This window comes from Occultella kanbiaonis (assembly GCF_009708215.1).
Classification (GTDB): Bacteria; Actinomycetota; Actinomycetes; order Actinomycetales; family Beutenbergiaceae; genus Occultella; species Occultella kanbiaonis.
In genome coordinates, this window is record NZ_CP046175.1 from 4,060,675 (window position 1) to 4,079,923 (window position 19,249).

At 70.5% G+C, this 19,249-nt stretch carries 16 protein-coding genes; 9 read left to right on the top strand and 7 right to left on the bottom strand.

The window, feature by feature from the left end; all coding sequences use genetic code 11:
- Positions 1-484 precede the first annotated feature (484 nt).
- From GKS42_RS18660 to GKS42_RS18675, 4 genes are all read left to right on the top strand, one after another.
- Positions 485-1,441 carry an AAA family ATPase gene (locus GKS42_RS18660; RefSeq protein ID WP_154796825.1) on the top strand — a complete coding sequence of 319 codons (957 nt, stop codon included), beginning with the start codon at positions 485-487 and terminating at the stop codon, positions 1,439-1,441.
- Positions 1,441-2,733: a DUF58 domain-containing protein gene (locus GKS42_RS18665; protein WP_154795192.1), complete on the top strand. Its 1,293-nt coding sequence runs from the start codon at positions 1,441-1,443 to the stop codon at positions 2,731-2,733. The genes GKS42_RS18660 and GKS42_RS18665 overlap by 1 nt, the downstream gene beginning before the upstream one ends.
- 219 nt (positions 2,734-2,952) lie before the next feature.
- Positions 2,953-4,188 carry an L-talarate/galactarate dehydratase gene (locus GKS42_RS18670; protein WP_232847738.1) on the top strand — a complete coding sequence of 412 codons (1,236 nt, stop codon included), beginning with the start codon at positions 2,953-2,955 and terminating at the stop codon, positions 4,186-4,188.
- Positions 4,189-4,199: 11 nt separating this feature from the next.
- Complete coding sequence (locus tag GKS42_RS18675) at positions 4,200-4,916, top strand: FadR/GntR family transcriptional regulator (protein WP_154795193.1); 717 nt, start codon at positions 4,200-4,202, stop codon at positions 4,914-4,916.
- A gap of 43 nt (positions 4,917-4,959) precedes the next feature.
- On the opposite strand, the gene GKS42_RS18680 is transcribed toward GKS42_RS18675, so the two are convergent.
- Positions 4,960-5,955, bottom strand: coding sequence for a stage II sporulation protein M (locus GKS42_RS18680; protein ID WP_154795194.1), 996 nt, complete (start codon positions 5,953-5,955; stop codon positions 4,960-4,962).
- 19 nt (positions 5,956-5,974) lie between these two features.
- Between GKS42_RS18680 and GKS42_RS18685 the strand changes: the two genes are divergently transcribed.
- Positions 5,975-7,012 (top strand): RDD family protein, encoded by a 1,038-nt coding sequence (locus GKS42_RS18685; protein WP_232847739.1) that lies wholly within the window; start codon positions 5,975-5,977, stop codon positions 7,010-7,012.
- A gap of 87 nt (positions 7,013-7,099) precedes the next feature.
- Here GKS42_RS18685 and nhaA read toward each other — a convergent pair whose 3' ends face one another.
- Both nhaA and ahcY read right to left on the bottom strand, forming a co-directional pair.
- Positions 7,100-8,377, bottom strand: a complete 1,278-nt coding sequence (nhaA, locus tag GKS42_RS18690; RefSeq protein WP_154795195.1) for a Na+/H+ antiporter NhaA — start codon at positions 8,375-8,377, stop codon at positions 7,100-7,102.
- Between the two features lie 337 nt (positions 8,378-8,714).
- On the bottom strand, positions 8,715-10,190 hold the full coding sequence (ahcY, locus tag GKS42_RS18695) for an adenosylhomocysteinase (protein ID WP_154795196.1): 1,476 nt from the start codon (positions 10,188-10,190) through the stop codon (positions 8,715-8,717).
- 92 nt (positions 10,191-10,282) lie between these two features.
- Between ahcY and rfbA the strand changes: the two genes are divergently transcribed.
- Together rfbA and GKS42_RS18705 are read left to right on the top strand one after the other, a co-directional pair.
- Positions 10,283-11,173: a glucose-1-phosphate thymidylyltransferase RfbA gene (gene rfbA, locus GKS42_RS18700; RefSeq protein WP_154795197.1), complete on the top strand. Its 891-nt coding sequence runs from the start codon at positions 10,283-10,285 to the stop codon at positions 11,171-11,173.
- A 2-nt stretch (positions 11,174-11,175) separates the two neighbouring features.
- Positions 11,176-13,119 (top strand): SpoIID/LytB domain-containing protein, encoded by a 1,944-nt coding sequence (locus GKS42_RS18705; RefSeq protein ID WP_168217891.1) that lies wholly within the window; start codon positions 11,176-11,178, stop codon positions 13,117-13,119.
- Between the two features lie 19 nt (positions 13,120-13,138).
- On the opposite strand, the gene GKS42_RS18710 is transcribed toward GKS42_RS18705, so the two are convergent.
- On the bottom strand, positions 13,139-14,395 hold the full coding sequence (locus GKS42_RS18710) for a D-alanyl-D-alanine carboxypeptidase family protein (RefSeq protein WP_154795199.1): 1,257 nt from the start codon (positions 14,393-14,395) through the stop codon (positions 13,139-13,141).
- 78 nt (positions 14,396-14,473) lie between these two features.
- On the opposite strand from GKS42_RS18710, the gene GKS42_RS18715 reads away from it, so the two are divergent.
- On the top strand, positions 14,474-15,091 hold the full coding sequence (locus tag GKS42_RS18715; protein ID WP_154795200.1) for a dTDP-4-dehydrorhamnose 3,5-epimerase family protein: 618 nt from the start codon (positions 14,474-14,476) through the stop codon (positions 15,089-15,091).
- Position 15,092: 1 nt separating this feature from the next.
- The gene (locus GKS42_RS18720) at positions 15,093-16,001 is read left to right on the top strand and encodes a glycosyltransferase family 2 protein (protein WP_154795201.1); all 909 of its coding nucleotides are present in this window, start codon (positions 15,093-15,095) and stop codon (positions 15,999-16,001) included.
- Here the strand turns inward: GKS42_RS18720 and GKS42_RS18725 are convergent.
- From GKS42_RS18725 to GKS42_RS18735, 3 genes are read right to left on the bottom strand one after another with little or no spacing between them, the layout of a single operon-like run.
- The gene (locus GKS42_RS18725) at positions 15,979-16,917 is read right to left on the bottom strand and encodes a lysylphosphatidylglycerol synthase domain-containing protein (RefSeq protein WP_232847740.1); all 939 of its coding nucleotides are present in this window, start codon (positions 16,915-16,917) and stop codon (positions 15,979-15,981) included. The two genes, GKS42_RS18720 and GKS42_RS18725, sit on opposite strands and share 23 nt — an antisense overlap.
- Positions 16,914-18,089 carry a glycosyltransferase gene (locus GKS42_RS18730; RefSeq protein WP_232847741.1) on the bottom strand — a complete coding sequence of 392 codons (1,176 nt, stop codon included), beginning with the start codon at positions 18,087-18,089 and terminating at the stop codon, positions 16,914-16,916. The genes GKS42_RS18725 and GKS42_RS18730 overlap by 4 nt, the downstream gene beginning before the upstream one ends.
- Positions 18,086-19,231, bottom strand: coding sequence for a glycosyltransferase family 2 protein (locus tag GKS42_RS18735; protein WP_354002669.1), 1,146 nt, complete (start codon positions 19,229-19,231; stop codon positions 18,086-18,088). The genes GKS42_RS18730 and GKS42_RS18735 overlap by 4 nt, the downstream gene beginning before the upstream one ends.
- Positions 19,232-19,249: the final 18 nt, after the last annotated feature.

Consider the following 19,249-nt stretch of genomic DNA (forward strand, 5'->3'; position numbering starts at 1 on the left):
CGGCTACGGTCAGGCGGGCCAGGCACCTGGTCAGTACGGACAGCCGAGCCAGTCCGGCGGGCAGTACGGACCGTCGCTCGGCTACGGTCAGGCCGGCCAAGCCCAAGCGACCCCCAGCTACGGCCAGGCCAGCCACGCTCAAGCAACCCCCGGCTACGGCCAAGCCGGCCAGGCCCCAGCAACCCCCGGCTACGGCCAAGCCAGCCAGGCCCCAGCAACCCCCGGCTACGGCCAAGCCAGCCAGGCGCCCGGCCAGTACGGGCAGTCGCTCGGCTATGGCCAGGCCAGTCAGGCGCAGGCGGCCCCGGGCTACGCCCAGCCGGTGCAGGCCGGCCAGTACGCCGTGTCGGGTCAGGGCCCAGGCCAGTACGGGCAGCCGAACGCCGGCTACCAGGGCGCGCCCGGGCACGCCGCCCCGATCCAGGCCCCCGGCTATGGCGAGCCGGCGCAGCAGCCAGGTGCACCCGCACCGGCAGCCGAGCCGATGGTCGAGTCCCCCGCCCGCACGAAGCTCGCCGGCGTGCGTGCGGAGGTCGCGAAGTCGGTGGTCGGCCAGGAGGCTGCCGTCACCGGTCTCGTCATCGCACTGCTGTGCCGCGGCCATGTGCTGCTCGAGGGCGTGCCCGGGGTCGCCAAGACGCTCCTCACCCGAACCCTCGGTGCGGCCCTGGACCTCGAGATGAAGCGGGTCCAGTTCACGCCTGACCTGATGCCCGGCGACATCACCGGCTCGCTGATCTACGACGCGCGCACCGCCGAGTTCTCGTTCCGGGAGGGCCCGGTGTTCACGAACCTGTTGCTGGCGGACGAGATCAACAGGACCCCGCCGAAGACCCAGGCCTCCCTGCTCGAGGCGATGGAGGAACGACAGGTCACGGTGGACGGCGACCCGAGGCCACTGCCGGACCCGTTCGTGGTGATCGCCACCCAGAACCCGGTCGAGTACGAGGGCACCTACCCGCTGCCCGAGGCACAGCTGGACCGCTTCCTGCTCAAGCTGATCCTGCCGTTGCCGGGCCGCGGCGAGGAGATCGAGATCATCAACCGGCACGCGCACGCCTTCGACCCCCGTGACCTCAAGGCCGCGGGTGTCACCGAGGTGGCCGACGCCGACGACCTGGAGGCCGCCCGCGAGGAGGTCGCGAAGGTACAGGTGGGGCCAGAGGTGCTCGCCTACATCGTCGACATCTGCCGGGCCACACGGACCTCCCCGTCCCTCTCGCTGGGAGTCTCCCCCCGTGGTGCGACGGCGCTGCTGGCCACCTCCCGCGCGTGGGCGTGGCTGTCCGGCCGCGCGTTCGTCACCCCGGACGACGTGAAGTCGCTCGCGCACCCGACCCTGCGGCACCGCGTACAGCTGCGGGCCGAGGCCGAGCTCGAGGGCGTCAGCGCGGAGACCGTCCTCGACGGGATCCTGGGGTCGGTCCCGGTACCACGCTGATGGCGATCTCCGTCCGCACGGTCGCGCTGCTGGCGCTGGGCCTGATCCCGGTCCTGCTGCTGCCCGAACTGGGCACGGTGCTGACCTGGTTGGGCCTGGTCGTGGTGCTCGCGGTCGTCGACCTGGTGCTCGCGGCACCGCCCCGGGCGCTGGAGATCGAGCGGCGCCCACTCGGCTCGGTCCGGTTGACCGAGCCGGCGGAGTCGGTGCTGACGGTCACGAACCCGTCCGGGCGCACGATGCGGGCGCTGATCCGGGACGCCTGGCAGCCGACGGCGGGCAACGGCCCGAACCGGCACCGGGTGACGATCCCGGCCGGGGAGGCCCGCCGGACCCGGACGGCACTGCTACCCACCCGCCGTGGTGACCTGCAGGCGGACCTCGTCACCGTGCGCTCCTCCGGCCCGCTCGGGCTGGCCGCGCGGCAGGCCTCGATCACGGTGCCCGGGCACCTGCGGGTGCTCCCGGAGTTCCGGTCCCGGCGGCACCTGCCCTCGCGCCTGGCGCGCCTGCGGGAGATGGACGGGCGCTCCGCCGTCAACGTCCGCGGACCCGGCACCGAGTTCGACTCGCTGCGCGAGTACGTGATCGGCGACGACGTCCGGGCCATCGACTGGCGGGCGACCGCCCGCCGGGCCGACGTCGTGGTGCGGACCTGGCGCCCCGAACGGGACCGTCGCGTGTTCATGGTGCTGGACCTGTCCCGCCTCTCGGCCGTGCGACTCGGCGAGGCGCCCCGGTTGGATGCCAGCATCGAGGCCGCCCTGCTCCTCGCTGCCCTCGCCTCCAAGGCCGGTGACCGGGTGGAACTGGTCGCCATCGACCGCGCCGTCCGGGCCCGGGTGAGCGGCACCCATGGGCCGGCGATCATGGCGAAGATGGCCGACGCCCTCGCCCCGGTGCACCCGACCCTGGTCGAGCCGGACTGGACCGCGGTCACGCAGGTCATCCGGGACCGGCTCTCGCAGCGCTCGCTCGTGGTGCTCCTGACCGCGCTCGAGCCGGGCGCCATCGACTCCGGCCTCGCGCCCGTGGTCGCGGCGCTGTCCAAGGACCACCAGGTGGTCCTTGCCTCCGCCACGGACCCCGACACCGACCTGCTCCGGCAGGCGCGCGAGTCCTCCGCGGACCTGTTCGACGCCGCTGCCGCCGAACGCGGCGAGCTCGAGCGTCGCGCCGTCGCCACCCGGATGCGCCGCGTCGGCGCCGAGGTGGTCGAGCGCCTGCCCGAGGACCTGGCTCCCGCCCTCGCGGACACCTACCTCGCGCTCAAGGCCGCCGGCCGGCTCTGACGGTCGCGCCGATGCCGCTCACCCCATGCTGATCGGCGGCTCGTGTCCGAGGTGACCCTGGCTACCGCCCCTGTGCTGCGTGGTGTGAGGCGCCGCCCACAGCGACGGGCTCGGTGGTGGGTCACGGCGCCGATCAATCCGGTCACCCTGCTCCGCACGGCATGGTCGGCAATCGTTGTACGATGACTTCCATATTTATATGATGACATTGCCGTTCGCGTGACCCACCAGCAACCGATAGGACCTACCGCCATGGATCGAGGCGAGCGACCGATCGCCGTGACAGCCACACCCGTCACCGCGCCCGAGGCGCCGCAGGTAGCGAGCGGGTCGGGCGAACGGATCGAGTGGGTCCGGCTCTCCTCCGTGCGGCTCCCGCTGGCACAGCCGATCAGTGACGCGAAGGTCTTCACCGGGCGCCAACGGCCGATGACCGAGATCATGATGCTGTTCGCCGAGCTGCGCAGCAGCTCGGGCCTCGAGGGCATCGGCTTCAGCTACTCCAAGCGGGCCGGCGGTCCGGCGCAGTACGCGCACGCCCGCGAGGTCGCCGATTGCCTGCTCGGCGAGGACCCCAATGACATCGGGCGCCTGTACGAGAAGGTGCTCTGGGCGGGCGCCTCGGTCGGACGTAGCGGCATCGCGACCCAGGCGATCGCGGCGCTGGACATCGCACTCTGGGACCTCAAGGCGAAGCGTGCCTCGCTGCCGCTGGCCAAGTTGCTCGGCGCATACCGCGACTCCGTGCGCACCTACAACACCTCGGGCGGCTTTCTGCACAGTTCCGTCGCCGAGATCCAGGAGAACGCCTCGCGAGCACTCGCGTCCGGGATCGGCGGCATCAAGTTGAAGGTCGGCCTGCCGGACACGCGCGAGGACCTCATCCGGGTGCAAGCGATTCGCGAGTACCTCGGCCCCGACGTTCCGCTCATGGTCGACGCCAACCAACAGTGGGACCGCGCCACGGCGCTGCGCATGGGGCGGCGGCTGGAGGAGTTCTCCCTCACCTGGATCGAGGAACCCCTGGACGCCTACGACGCGCAGGGCCACGCCGCCCTCGCGGCTACCCTCGATACGCCTATCGCCACCGGCGAGATGCTCTCGAGCGTCAGCGAGCACCGGGCCCTGATCGATGCCCGCGCCTGCGACATCCTCCAGCCGGATGCCCCACGTGTCGGCGGCATCACCCCGTTCCTGCGCCTGGCCACGCTCGCCGACCTGAGCGGACTCGACCTCGCTCCCCATTTCGCCATGGAGATCCACCTCCATCTCGCGGCCGCCTATCCGCGCGAACCATGGGTCGAGCACTTCGAGTGGCTGGACCCGCTCTTCAACGAACGTCTCGAGATCCGCGACGGGCGGATGGTTGTTCCCGATCGCCCCGGGCTCGGCATCACCCTCAGCGACCAGGCTCTGGCCTGGACCGTCGAGGCCGCCGAACTCATGACCCGCTAGGCGCCGTGCCCATGGACCCGGCGCCGGAACCCATCAACCGGGAGAGCGCTCGAGGCCTCAGCCATGAGTTGACGTTGCGGCTGACCGCGTTCATCCAGGACGGCACCATCCGCCGCGGTGAGAGGCTCCCCACCGAGACCGCCATGATGGAGTCCTACAAGGTCAGCCGGACCGTTGTCCGCGAGGCGATCTCCCAGCTCCAGGCGGCGGGTCTGGTCGAGACGCAGCAGGGCCGGGGCTCCTTCGTCCTGAACGTGCCGAGCCAGGGCAGCTTCGCGATCGACAACAACGGGATCAACACGATCGATGATGTCTGGGACCTGCTGGACTTCCGGCTCGGCGTCGAGTCCGAGGCGGCCGCGCTGGCCGCGACCCGCCGCACCGACCAGCAGCTCGCGGAACTCGAGCGCCTGGCGCAGACATTCCTGGAGTGTGAGGCCCGCCCGAGTGAGGCCGTCGAGGCGGACTTCGCCCTCCACCTGGCCATCGCCCGCGCCGCCCAGAACCGGCACTACCTCGCGCTGCTCAAGTCGATGGGCCCGATGATGATCGTGATGCCCAAGTTCCGGCTACTCACGGGTGATGACGCCGACCACCCCGACAACGTGCAGCTGGCCGCCGTCGAACACGCCTCGATCGTCCAGGCGATCGCCCGCCGCGAGCCGGAGACGGCGCGTGCGGCCATTCGGTTGCACCTGGCCAACTCCAGGGCCCGGCTCAAGGGCTGATCCCACACCGGGTCGGCGCACCCTCGGCCCGCTGGCCGAGGGTTCAGGCGGCCATCGCGACGGTGTCCTCGGCGTGCTCGGCGCGCACGTCGCCGGTCTCGCCGTCCCGCACGGCGATCCGGCCGAGGATGATCGTGTAGGCCCAGTACCCGGCGAGGACCAGGGCACCGATCGTGATCTTCACGCCCGTCGGCAGCGACGACGGCGTCACGAAACCCTCGACGAGACCGCTGACCGCGAGCACGAACACCAGGCCGATGGCCACCGTGAACAGTGCCCGGCCCTCCTCCGCGAGCGCCCGGGTCCGGGTGCGCCCGCCGGGCGCGACCACGGTCCAGAAGATCTTCAGCCCGGCCCCGCAGGCGATGAAGATCGCCGTCAGCTCCATGAGCCCGTGCGGCAGGATCAACGCGAAGAACAGGTCGAGCAGGCCGAACTCCGCCATCACCGCGGCGGCCGAGCCGATCGCGGCCGCGTTCGAGACGAGGATCTGGACCGGGAAGTAGCCGGTGATGCCCAGCCCGATGGACCGGGCCGCGATCCACGCGTTGTTCGTCCACACCTGGGCGGCGAAGTCCGGGGCGGGGTTGTTTGAGTAGTACGCCTCGAACAGTTGCTGGGCGTAGATCTCCCGCTGGCTCGGACTCCCGAACGCGGCCAGCGCCTCCGGGCTGTTGTAGGTGAAGATCCCGTTGCCCACGGCGACCACGATGAACAGCAGCATCATCGCGACGGTCCACCATCGGACCCGGTAGAACGCGGCCGGCACGGAGATCAGGACGAACCGTTGCAGGTCCGCCAGGGCCGGTTCATGGGCGCCGGCGATGTGCCCGCGAGCGCGGGCCAGCGTGCCGGAGAGCCGGGAGACCAGGCTCGGGTCCGGGGCCGACGTGCGCACCTGCGACAGGTGGGTCGCGGTGCTCTGGTACAGGTTGACCAGTTCGTCGCTCTCGGCGCCGGTGAGACGGCGCTGCTTCACGAGTGCGTCGAGTCGCTCCCACCGGGGCGAGTTCACGGCGACGAACGCATCCACATCCACGAGCGCTACCCTGCCATACATGTCCTCCGTCGCGCCCAGCCCGTACGCGCCGCCGCAGACCGGCGCGCAGCGGCGCAGCGGTGCCGGCGGAGTTCCGGGCGTGCCGGTCGATCCGTACGCGGCCCCGCAGCAGCGCGGCAACCACCCGCCCCGGCAACCACTGCCGCCGCGGCGCGGCGCCGCCCCCAGCCCGAGCGCCCCGGTACCCCAGCCGTCCTCGTCGAACCCGGCTACGCCGTCGGGCAATCCTGCCGACCTGATCGTCACCGGCGAGGCGGTCGCGCTCGAACTTCGCCCGGCCGGGCTGATGTCCCGGATCGGCTCGGGAGTCGTCGACCTGGCCGTCTACGGCATCATCGGCGTCGCCATCATCCTGGTCTGCCTGCGGTTCATCGTGAACGACTCCCAGGCCGGTGTCCTGATCGTGTCCACGATGGCCGTCATGATGGTCATCGTGCCCACCGCGGTGGAGACGATCACCCGAGGCCTGTCCGCCGGCAAGGTCGCCATGGGCCTGCGCGTGGTGCGCGACGACGGCGGCCCCGTGCGGTTCCGGCAGGCGTTCGTCCGGGCCCTGACCGCGGTCGGTGAGATCTGGTTCTGCCTCGGTAGCATCGCCGTGCTGACCGCGATGTTCAACAACCGCAGCAAGCGGCTCGGCGACTTCCTCGCCGGGACCTACGCCGTCCGGGAGCGGGGCACGGAACTGGCCGTGGCGCCGCTGCTGATGCCTCCGGACCTTGGCGCCTGGGCCGAGCGGGCGGACCTCCGTCGCCTCCCGGACAACCTGGCCCTGCACGCCCGGGTGTTCCTGTCCCGCACCGGCACCCTCGCGCCGTACACCCGACTGCAGCTGGGGCGGGCGCTGGCCGCCGCGATCGAGCCGTACGTCTCGCCCCCGCCGCCCTGGGGCACCAACCCGGAGCGGTTCGTCGCCGCCGTCCTCGTGGAGCGCCGCGACCGCGAGTTCGCCGCCGGCCTCGAGGGCCAGGCCCGCCGGCTCGACGAGAGCGAGCACATCCGCCGGCTGCCGTACGGGGTCACCGACTACGCCTGAGTGACCGGGCCGGAGTACGAACTTCCGAGCCCTGGCGCGGCGGCGGGCACCCTGCCGAGGTGCGATCTCAGTGCCTCGGGCAGGAGGTCAGGTCGCCGAAGGCTCGCCGCGAGCCTCGTGCACCCGGCCCCGCCAGAGCAGCAGGATCGCACCGAGGACGGCGGCCACCAGGGACGCGCTCAGCACCGCGATCTTCGCGTGCTCGTCCTCCGGCGCACCGACCCCGAAGGCCAGCTCGGCCACGAGCAGGGACACGGTGAACCCGATGCCGGCGAGCACACCGACGCCGATCACGTCCGCCCAGCCGAGACCCGGAGCGAGATTCACGTGCCGGAGCCTGGAGATCAGCCACGTGGCCACGGTGATCCCGATCGGTTTGCCGATCACGAGACCGAGCGCGACACCCTGCGCCACCGGGTCCCGCAGGGCCTCGCCCAACGACGTCGGGTCGACGGCCACCCCGGCGGTGAAGAGCGCGAAGACCGGCACGGCGAACCCGGCCGAGAACGGACGCCAGCGATACTCGAAGACCTCGGCCATCGACGCACCCTCGCGCAGGTTCGCCGGTCGGCGTGTCGAGGCCTTGCCCTTCAGCGGCAGCGCCGGCACCACCATGCCGAGCGCCACGCCGGCGATCGTGGCGTGGATCCCGGAGGAGTGCATGAAGACCCAGGTCGCCACGCCCAGCGGGATGAGCAGGTACCACGACGTGATCCCACGCCGCAGCAGCAGGGCGAAGACCAGCACGCAGGCGGCCGCGGCTGCAAGCCAGGCCAGGGTGAGCCCATCGGTGTAGGCGACGGCGATGATCACGATCGCGAGAAGGTCATCGACCACGGCGAGCGTGAGCAGGAAGGCGCGCAACGCCGTCGGGAGTCTGCGACCGACGATCGAGAGGACCGCGACGGCGAACGCGATGTCGGTCGCGGTGGGGATCGCCCACCCGTGGGGTGAGCCGCCGTCCGCGCTCAGGTTGATTGCCAGGTAGATGAGGGCGGGCGCGGCCATGCCGCCGACGGCGGCCGCGACCGGCACGATCGCGGTGGACAGCCGCCGGAGCTCGCCGGTGACGATCTCACGTTTGAGTTCGACGCCGACGACGAAGAAGAAGATGGCGAGCAGCCCGTCCGCGGCCCACTGGCCCACGGTCAGGTCCAGGTGCCAGGCCTCGATGCCGAACCGGAAGTCACGGATCGCCACGTAGCTCTCGCTCCACGGCGAGTTCGCCCAGATCAGCGCGACCACGGCACCGACGATCAGCAGGACGCCGCCGATCGCCTCTCCGCGGAGGGTGTCGAGGTAGTTGCGCAGCCCGCCCTCGGTCAGCCCACTGAACAGCGGCTCGGCTGGTTGCTTGTCACTCACGGGCAGGCTCCTGAGGGGTCGGTGAAAGGGATCGCCGACCAGACTTCCCGGCACACCGTGGTCGCCCGGATGCCCGGGCTGCCACACACCCTACCCAGGACGGATGGTGCGCGGGACTCGGGGCCGCGGCGGCGACCGCGACCATCGATGGCCGTGGTGCGCGGACTTGGCCGGCGTCTGATCGCGGCGGGTCACCGCCGCCCTGCACGGGCGCGGAGTAGGCAGACCCGCCGTCGGCCCGCGCGAGCCCGGAACGGTACCGACCCCGGGAACCACAACGGCCGGACGCCCTCCCGGTGAAGGAGGAACGCCCGGCCGCGATCGGACCGCGTGACGCTCAGTAGCGGTAGTGCTCGGGCTTGTACGGCCCGGCGACGTCCACGTCGATGTACTCGGCCTGCTCCTTGGTCAGCTCGGTCAGGTCCACCCCGAGCGCCTCCAGGTGCAGACGGGCCACCTTCTCGTCGAGGATCTTGGGCAGGCGGTGCACGCCGAGCTCGTACTCGGAGTCGGCCTCCCACAGCTCGACCTGGGCCATGACCTGGTTGGTGAACGAGTTGCTCATCACGAACGACGGGTGGCCGGTCGCGTTGCCGAGGTTCAGCAGCCGTCCCTCGGAGAGCACGATGATCGAGTGCTCGGGCCGATCGTCGGTGGCCGGGAACGTCCACTCGTGCACCTGCGGCTTGATCTCGGTCCGCACGACACCCGGGATGCTGGCCATCCCGGCGATGTCGATCTCGTTGTCGAAGTGGCCGATGTTGCCGACCACGGCCTTGTCCTTCATGCCGGCGAGGTGGTCGGCGGTGATGACGCTCACGTTGCCGGTGGTGGTGATGAAGAAGTCCGCAACGGACAGAGTGTCCTCGAGGCGGGCGACCTGGTAGCCGTCCATGGCTGCCTGGAGCGCGCAGATCGGGTCGATCTCGGTGACGATGACACGCGCGCCCTGGCCACGCAGGGACTCGGCCGCGCCCTTGCCGACGTCGCCGTAGCCGACCACCACGGCGACCTTGCCACCGATCAGGATGTCGGTCGCCCGGTTGATGCCGTCCGGAAGGGAGTGGCGGATGCCGTACCGGTTGTCGAACTTGGACTTCGTGACCGAGTCGTTCACGTTGATCGCGGGGAACAGCAGCTCACCGGCGGCGGCCAGCTGGTAGAGGCGGTGCACGCCGGTGGTGGTCTCTTCGCTGACGCCCTTGATGCCCTCGGCGATCCGGGTCCAGCGCTGCGGGTCCTCGGCCAGCGAACGGCGCAGCAGGTTACGGAAGACCACACCCTCCTCGGAGTACCCGTGGTCACCGGGCTCGAGGTTGTCCGGGACGACCCCGGCGGCCTCGAACCGCTTGCCGTCATGCACGAGCATGGTGGCGTCGCCGCCGTCGTCGAGGATCAGGTTCGGGCCCTCGCCCGGCCACACCAGGATCTGCTCGGTGCACTCCCAGTACTCCTCGAGCGACTCGCCCTTCCACGCGAACACCGGCACCCCGGCCGGCTCCTCGACCGTCCCGTTCGGGCCGACGACCACAGCGGCGGCGGCCTCGTCCTGGGTGGAGAAGATGTTGCAGCTGGCCCAGCGGACCTCGGCGCCGAGCGCCGTCAGCGTCTCGATCAGGACCGCGGTCTGGACGGTCATGTGCAGCGAGCCTGCGACCCGCGCGCCGCGCAGCGGCTGGGACTCGGCGTACTCGGCGCGAAGCGCCATCAGGCCGGGCATCTCGTGCTCGGCGAGTCGGATCTGGTGCCGCCCTGCCTCCGCGAGGCTGAGGTCGCGGACTTTGTACTGAGCGGGCTTCTCGGAGAAGGTCATGGGCGCCATGCTAACGGCCCGGGCCGTTCCCGTTCAGCGACCTGCGAATCGTGGATGTGCTTCTAGGAGTCCCATGGGCCAGACTGGGACGCATGCGTGGAATCATTCTGGCCGGTGGCTCCGGCACCCGACTGCACCCGATCACCCTCGGCACCAGCAAGCAGCTGGTACCGGTGTACGACAAGCCGATGGTCTACTACCCGCTGTCGACGCTGATGTTGGCGGGGATCCGAGACGTCCTGGTGATCACCACGCCGCACGACGCACCGCAGTTCCACCGGCTCCTCGGCGACGGCTCGCAGTTCGGAATCTCCATCAGCTACACCGTCCAGGAGGTCCCGAACGGGCTCGCCCAGGCGTTCGTCCTGGGTGCCGATTTCGTCGGTACCGACTCGGTGGCCCTGGTCCTCGGTGACAACATCTTCTACGGCCCTGGTCTCGGGTCCACGCTGGCCAGGTTCGAGGACATCGACGGCGGCGCGGTCTTCGCCTACCGGGTCTCCGACGCGACGGCGTACGGCGTCGTCGAGTTCGACGCCGAGGGCAGGGCGCTGTCCCTGGAGGAGAAGCCGGCCAAGCCGCGCTCGAACTACGCGGTCCCGGGACTGTACTTCTACGACAACGACGTCCTCTCGATCGCCGCCGACCTGCAGCCGTCCGCACGCGGAGAGTACGAGATCACCGACGTGAACCGCACCTACCTCGAGCAGGGCCGCCTCCAGGTGGAGGTACTCCCCCGTGGCACGGCGTGGCTGGACACCGGGACGTTCGACTCGCTCCTCGAGGCCTCGGACTACGTGCGCACGATCGAGCACAGGCAGGGCCTCAAGATCGGCGCCCCGGAGGAGATCGCCTGGCGCCGGGGCTTCCTCAGCGACGACGAGCTGCGGGAACGGGCTGAGCCGCTGACGAAGTCGGGGTACGGTGATTATCTACTTCACCTGCTCGACGTCGCGATGGAGGAACGTCGTTTGGAGGGATGAGGGTGTCACGTGTCCAACACCCGTCCGGCCGGCGCAGGCCGGTCCGGAACGGCATCGGAGCCGTCCTCGCCGTCGCGCTCGCTGCGCTGACGCTGCTCGGCCAGACGACCCCGGCCGCCGCGGCCGAGGAGGTCTACGGGGTTCCCTCCAGCGGCTACTGGGACGTCACCGGTCACGGCTGGGGACACGGCATCGGCATGTCCCAGTGGGGCTCTCAGGGCGCCGCGCAACAGGGCCGCACGGCGGAGCAGATCCTCGCCTTCTATTACCCGGGCACCACGTCGAACAACGTCGGCAACCCCCAGATCCGCGTCCAGTTGCGGGCGCTCTCGGCGGTCGCGTCCGGCTCCACCTATTCGACGCCACCCGGTCAGAACGAGATGCGGATCGGAAACCCCGCCACGCCCGAACGTCACCCGGCGGGCCGGTACACCGTGACCGTGACCGGATCCGGCTTCGTGGTGGCCCGTCGTGCGACCGTCTCGGGACCGATCCTCGAGTCCCGCACCTACACCGGCTCGGAACTGATCTTCTCGACCGGTGACGGCGTGGTCGCCTCCGGATCACAGGGTTCGGCGACCGGCACCTGGTACCGGGGCTACATCCGGATCGTGCGCACCGGCAGCACCCTCGACGTGATCAACAACGTGCCGCTTCAGGAGTACCTGTACGGGGTGGTCCCTCGCGAGTCGCCCGCGTCCTGGCTCCCGGCGGCGCTGCAGGCGCAGTCCGTGGCCGCGCGCAGCTACGCGCTGTCCGTGCGGCAGGTCACCGGGCCGTACGACCTCTGCGACACGACCGCCTGCCAGGTCTACGGCGGCCGCGCGCTCGTCTCCAGCGGCGGCGCCGTCACCGAGGGTCGCGAGCACGCGAACACGAACCAGGCCGTGAACGTGACCTCCGGGCTGGTGCGGTGGTACGCCGGCGCGGTGGCATTCACGCAGTTCTCCTCCTCCAACGGCGGCTATTCGCGGGCCGGGTCGCGCCCCTACCTGACGGCGCGAGCCGATCCGTACTCCGGCACGGCGAGCGGCGACACCGTGAGCAACTGGACGAACCGGCTCCAGGTCTCGACGGTCGCGGCGTACTGCCCGTCCGGCGGTTCCCTCCAGCGGCTCGTCATCGTGTCCCGGGACGGCAACGGTGACCTCGGTGGCCGCATCACGTCCGCGCGGGTGGAGTGCTCCACCGGCAACCGCACCCTGACCACCACCGGAGAGCTCTCGTTCGGCATGCGTTCGCACTGGTGGCGACCGAACGCTCCCGCCTTCGGATTCTTCCTGTCGAACACGTTCGGCGCCGAGGCGGACACGGTGTTCGCGTTGGGGGCCGGCACCGAGACCGCACTGGTCGGCGACTGGGACGGCGACGGGATCGACACGATCGCGCTGCGGCGCGGCAATCTCTACTACATCCGGAACTCGAACTCCGCCGGGCCGTTCGATCGTGTGATCGTCTACGGCAGGGCCGATGACGTGGTGCTCGTCGGGGACTGGGACGGCAACGGCACCGACACCCTCGGTGTCCGCCGAGGAAACATCTACCACCTACGCAACACCCTCAGCAGCGGGGTGGCCGACCGCACCATCGCCTACGGGCGCAACAGCGACGCTATCCTCATCGGCGACTGGGACGGCAACGGCACCGACACCCTCGCGGTTCGTCGCGGCAACCTCTACTACCTCCGCAACAGCCTCACCAGTGGCGAAGCCGACCGCACCATCGCCTACGGACGCAACACCGATATCGTCCTGACCGGCGACTGGGACGGCAACGGCACCGACACCCTCGCCGTGCGACGAGGCAACATCTACTACCTGCGCAACAGCCTCACCAGTGGCGAAGCCGACCGCACCATCGCCTACGGACGGGCCAGCGACGTCATCCTCATCGGCGACTGGGACGGCAACCGCACCGACACCCTAGGCGTCCACCGCAAGCGGTAGCGGCCCGTCGGCGCCGGCATCAGCCGGTGTACTCGTAGTGCCAGTACTCGGGCTTGCTGCCGTTCTGACGCGCCCAGGTGGGCTGGTTCCAGCCGAAACGTGGCGCGTTGGCGAGGAGCCAGTTGTACCGGGCGCTGCCGTACTGGTAGGTGCTCCACTCGAACACGTCGATCGCGATGCCGAGGCCGTGCGGTGAGGTGCCGGCCGGCACCGCGACGCCGCCCATGTGCGCGTGCATCTGCGCCTGGAGCTCTCTGGTCCGGTAGGACATGTCGACGGCGATGTTCTCGCCGAAGCGCGCTCGGAACGCCGAGTTGAACCGTCCGAGGGCCGCGGCCGCGTCGCAGCGCAGGTACTGGCCGTTGCCGCGGGAGTCGGTGCCCCACCCGATGCGGCAGAGCGAGGCCGCCGGAATGTTGCCATTGCTCCCGTCGCCCCAGGAGTTCGGGGTCGATGTGTAGAACCGACCCTCGGCCACAGCGGGCTCGTCGTCGCCGTCGCCGTCGAGGTCGCCCGACAGCGGCGCGTCGATGATCTCGTTGCCGAACGCGTAACCCCAGTCCGCTCCCCCGCCGCCCGGCGCGTTGCGCAGGTACACGGACATCGTCGAGGGCCGGTAGATCCCTGGCGTGTCGTCGCCGTCGCCGTCCCAGTCGCCGGCGAACGCCCGCTCACCGGCGCCGGCGGAACCGAACCGGAACACGCTCGTCGCGGGTCCGGTGCTCAGCGAGTTCCGCAGGTACCACAGGCCGTCCGAGGCTCGACGCACCCCGAACGTGTCACGACCGTCGCCGTTCCAGTCGCCGACGACCGGCGTGTCGCCCGGACCCGGCGAGCCGTATCGGAACGTCATCGCGGCGCCACCGCCGTCGAGCCGGTTCGTGAGGTGCCAGGTCGCGTCGACGCCCCGGTAGATCCCCGGGGTGTCCCGGCCGTCACCGTTCCAGTCGCCGCAGAGCGGCCGCTCCCCACCGTTCGTGGAACCGAACCGGAAGGAGATGGTGGCATTGCCGCCGCCCGACGAGTTCCGGATGTGCCACGTGCCGGTCTGCGGCCGGAAGACAGCCAGGGTGTCGACCCCGTCGCCGTTCCAGTCGCACCAGAGCACGTCGTCGTACTGCCGCCCATAGAACCAGGTTCGGGTGGCGCCGGCTGCCGGCTCGGCACCGCTGCGTACCTCGACGTCGGGGGCCGCCGCGCCGGCCGGGACCGCCATCACGGCGATCAGGGCCAGTGCGAGCGCACCCGTCAGGATCGGACCTTTCCGTCTCCCCATGGGTAAGACCGTAGCGGAGTGCCCGTTAGCATGGAATGCCGCACCCGCAGCCACCCTCGAACGAGTTGGAGACCACCGGTGATGTTTCGTGAGTTGTCCGTGCCAGGCGCGTGGGAGATCACGCCGAAGCTGTTGGGCGACCCGCGCGGGGTCTTCCTGGAGTGGTACAAGGACGAACGGTTCGTCGAGGCGGTCGGGCACTCCCTCGACCTCAGGCAGGCGAACTGCTCCGTCTCCGCGGCGGGTGTGCTGCGCGGGATCCACTTCGCTGACGTGCCGCCGTCGCAGGCGAAGTACGTCACGTGCGCACGCGGCGCCGTCCTCGACGTCGTCGTCGACATCCGCGTCGGCTCGCCGACCTTCGGCCAGTGGGACTCGGTCCTCCTCGACGACGTGGACCGACGCGCCATCTACCTGAGCGAGGGCCTCGGTCACGCGTTCATGTCCCTTGAGGACGACTCCACGGTGCTCTACCTCTGCTCGTCCGGCTACGCACCCGGCCGCGAGCACGGTGTCAACCCGCTCGATCCTGAGATCGGCATCGAGTGGCCCACGACCACCCGAGACGGTGCGCCGCTTGCGCCGCTGCTGTCCGAGAAGGACACTGCGGCTCCCACGCTGGCGCAGGCGCGAGAGCAAGGGCTGCTGCCTGAACTCGCAGCCGTCGAGGAGTTCCTCGCCTCTTTGAACGCCTGACGTGACCGCCCCCCGGGTCGTGGCGGTCGTCGTCACGTACGAGCCCGAGGACTCGGCGCTGGCGGCCCTGCTCGAGCGGCTCGGAGCTCAGTGCGATGCCGTCGTGGTGGTGGACAACGGCTCCACCACCTCCCCGGCACAGGCCTGCGCGGGCACCGGCGCCGAACTGATCGCGCTGCCGACGAACGAGGGGATCGCCGCCGCGCAGAACCGCGGGATCGCCCGCACGGTCGAACTCGCCGCCGACTTCGTCCTGCTCTCGGACCAGGACTCGCTCCCGGCCGAGGACATGGTTGCCCGCCTGCTCGACGGGATCGCGACGGCGTCCGCCGCCGGCACCCCGGTCGCGGGGGTCGGTCCTGTCTCCTCCGACAGCCGCGCCGAGTCGGGCGAGATGGTCTACGTCTCGAGGCGCTGGGGTCCCCGGCGGGCCGCACCGGAGGACACCCGGCCGGACGGGCTCGTCGAGGTCGCGTTCCTGATCGCGTCCGGCTGCCTCATTCCGGCGACCGTCCTCGAGGAGGTCGGTGCCATGAACGGCGGGTGGTTCATCGATCACATCGATCTCGAGTGGGGCCTGCGGGCTCGTCGAGCCGGCTACCGGCTGTTCGCGGTGACCGGGGCGCACCTGGGTCACGAACTCGGAGAGCGGGTGACGCGGGTGCCGGGCCGCAAGCAGCTCGTGCATGTCCAGTCCGTCCCGCGCACGTACTACATGACGAGGAACACGATCCTGCTCGTGCGTTCGGGCCTGCTCGGCACCGCCTGGCGACTGGGCTATCTCGTCTGGCTCGCGAAGTACCTCGCGTTCAACACCGTGTTCGTCGCGCCGCGACGGCAGCGGATCCGGCTGATGGCACGCGGGCTGGGAGACGGACTGCGGGGCGTCACCGGTCCACTGCGCGGCTGACGTTGCGCTTGCGCAGGACAAGCACCACCACCCCGAACAGCACGTCGACGACCGTCAGCAGCACCCGGCTCACCAGGACCGTCGCGAGGACGCCGCCGGGGGCCAGCTGGCCGTAGAGCACCGCACCGAGGACCACCTCGCGCGCGCCGACCCCGGCAGGCACGAAGACGACGAGGAAGCCGACTACCCACGCCAGGGCGTACCCGCCGGCCGCCAGAGCGAACGTCTGAGCGGACGGAGTCATCCCGACCGCGGTGGCGATGAGCCACACCTGCAGGCCCGCCAGGAGCCAGCCGACGAGCGCCCAGGCCGAAGAGCGGACCACGCCGCCGCTGGAGATCGGGTGCTCCAGGGGTGGTCGCTTGAGCGTGCGCAGCGCGAGGGTGAGGATCCGGTTCAGGACCGGCGGGATCAGCATCACCAGGAACACGGGGACGGCGAGGGCCACCCACCAGAACTGCTGGGCTACCTCCGCCGGAGAGAACACGATGCCCACCACCGCGAGCGCCAGTCCGGTCACGATCGAGACGAGGATCGAGACGACCATGACACTCAGGGAGCGGCGTCTCGGGATCTCGGCATCGGCGCCCAGTTCCGCGGCCGCCACGATGTTCCAGACTCCGCCCGGAACGTACTTGCCGAGCTGGGAGAGGAAGAAGATCGACGACGCGGTTCGGAGGCGGACCGGGGAACCCAGGTCCGTCAGCACCGCACGCCAGGACAGCATCGTTGCGACGACGTACACGACGCTGATGAGCAGGCACAGGAGCAGGGTGCCCGGCCGGATCTGCGTCACCGCCGCGCTCACCGCGTCCCATTGCGTGGCGACGGCCAGGACCGCGGCGCCGAGGGCCACGGCGAGGAACACCCAGCGGGTGATCGGCGAACGCAGGACGCCGAGGAGCTTGTTGATCATTCGGTGCCGAGTGCCCCGGCGAGCGGCGCCGTCACGGCGGCGGCGGTGAATCGATCATCGGCCAGATCTCGCGCCGCGCCGCGGTATCGGGCGAGCCGATCGCCGTTGCTCGCAAGCAGCCGGATCGCTGCTGCCAACGCCGGGGCGTCGCCCGGCGGCACCAGGAGCGCGGCCTCCCCGAGCATCCGGCGCTGGGGGGCGCTATCGCTGGTGACGATCGCCACACCCGCGGCCGCGCCCTGGTAGACCTTGTTCGGGACGACGCTCAGGGCCTTGGTGCTGGTCCCGAAGACCCCAAGGCAGACGTCATGGGAGGCGACGAGGGCCGGCAGGTCATCCGCATCCACCCAGTCCCGCCAGGTCACTCTCGGATCGTCCCCGACCAGCGTGCGGGCGCGCTCGAAGTCCTGTCCGGTGCCGATCATGGTGAACCGGAGCCCGGCCTCGGGCAGGTCACGGATCGCCTCGGCGATCACCGGGGCACCCTGCAGTGGCGTGTACAGACCGAAGAAGACCACGCCGAGCCCGTCCCGCTCCGCCGTGCCGGAGGCGACTTCCCCGGCGGTGGCCCGGTCAGCGTCGGCGCGGGCGTCGAACCAGGTCCGGCTCGCGCCGACCGGCACCACGACGGCGCGAGCGCGCCGGGACGCCGGCACCATCTCCAGGTGCTCCTGCGTGTCGACGATCACGACGTCCGCGGCCGAGATCGCGAGCCGGTCGAGCAGCCGCAGGAGCCGCACCCGAAGGCCGTCCTGCACTCCGCGGTCCGAGGCGGTGCTGCCTGCGAAGATCAGGTGGTCGAGCAGGATCGTGGTCCGCGGGAACAGGATCCTGGCGAGCAGCACGTCGAAGTGCCCGAGGTAGCCGACGAGGACCGCATCGGGCACGCCTCCGGCACGTCGGATCCTGATCGACCCACGTACCAGTTCGCTCCAGCGGGCCGCCAGGCGCCATGCCAGGGTCGGCAGCCGCCACGGTTGGTTGAGCAGGCGGACGCGGTCCGCAGTGTTCAGCCCGAGCGGGGCGTTGAGCTCCATGAGGTGCGCACCGTGCGCTCGCAGTCCGTCGATGAGCACCTGCACTCTCGGGTGCGAACGGGCGTCATAGGTTCCGAACGCGACGACCCGGCGCCCGTCGCCGGCGACACGTCCTCGACCGGTCCGGCCGGTCACCGGGCGCGGGTGGCTCGGACGGGCTCCGTCAGCGAGACAGGTGCCGGCTCGGGCACCGAGCGCTCAGGCACCACCGGGAACTCCGCCGGGGCGGGCCGGAGGTCGACCACCTCCGAGGCGAGGGCTGCGCGCCCCGAGTCGGAAGGTGCGGGACGGCCGTACTGCACGACCTTGATCCGCTCCAGTGTCTCCTCGAGCAGCACCCGGTTCGTGCGCTGCAGGTCTGCGATGACGAGGAGCGCGAGGCAGAGCAGTCCACCGACGAGCATCGAGGAACCGAAGATCAGCGATTGGATGTGCCCGCCCGCTTCGCCCTGGATCATGAACACGAGGAATCGGACGAACGGGATGATGCCCGCGAGCAGCAGGATCACCCCGAGCGTGCCGAGGATCACGTGCGGCTTGAACATCAGGTACGAGCGCGTGATTGCCGAACCCGACTTGAACATGTGCTGCCCGATGTTCTTGAACAGCCGGGACTCGCGCGTCTTCGCGTTGGTCGTGATCGGCAGGCTCTCGATCCGAAGCCGCTTGTTGCCGGCCTGGATGATCGTCTCCATGCAGTAGCTGAACTGGGTGACCACGTTCAGCCGGAACAGCGCGGACTTGGAGTAGGCCCGGAACCCGCTCGCGGCATCGGGCAGCTCGGTGCCGGCGGCCCGGTTCACCACCTGAGACCCGACCCGCTGCATGAGCTTCTTGAACGGCGAGAAGTGCGCGATCTTCGACGTCTGACGGTCCGCGATGACGATATCGGCCTCGCCGCGGACGATCGGCTGGACCAGATCGGTGATCCGCTCCTGCGGGTACTGGTTGTCGCCGTCGGTGTTCACGACGATGTCCGCGCCGTGGGCGAGCGCGTAGTCGACGCCGTCGCGGAACGAGCGGGCGAGCCCCATGTTGCGCGAGTGCCGCACGAAGTGCACGACGCCGTGCTCCTGTGCCACCTCGATCGTCCGGTCGGTCGAGCCGTCGTCGATGATGAGGATCTCGACGCTGTCGACGCCCGGGATCTCCCGCGGGATCGACGACAGGACGAGCGGCAGCGTCGTCTCCTCGTTGAGGCACGGGACTTGGACGAACAGCTTCATGATCTCCTCTGCGGCGGTCTGCAGGCCGAGGTGGCCCGCCCGAGACGGCATTCCGGGCACCCGCACGGT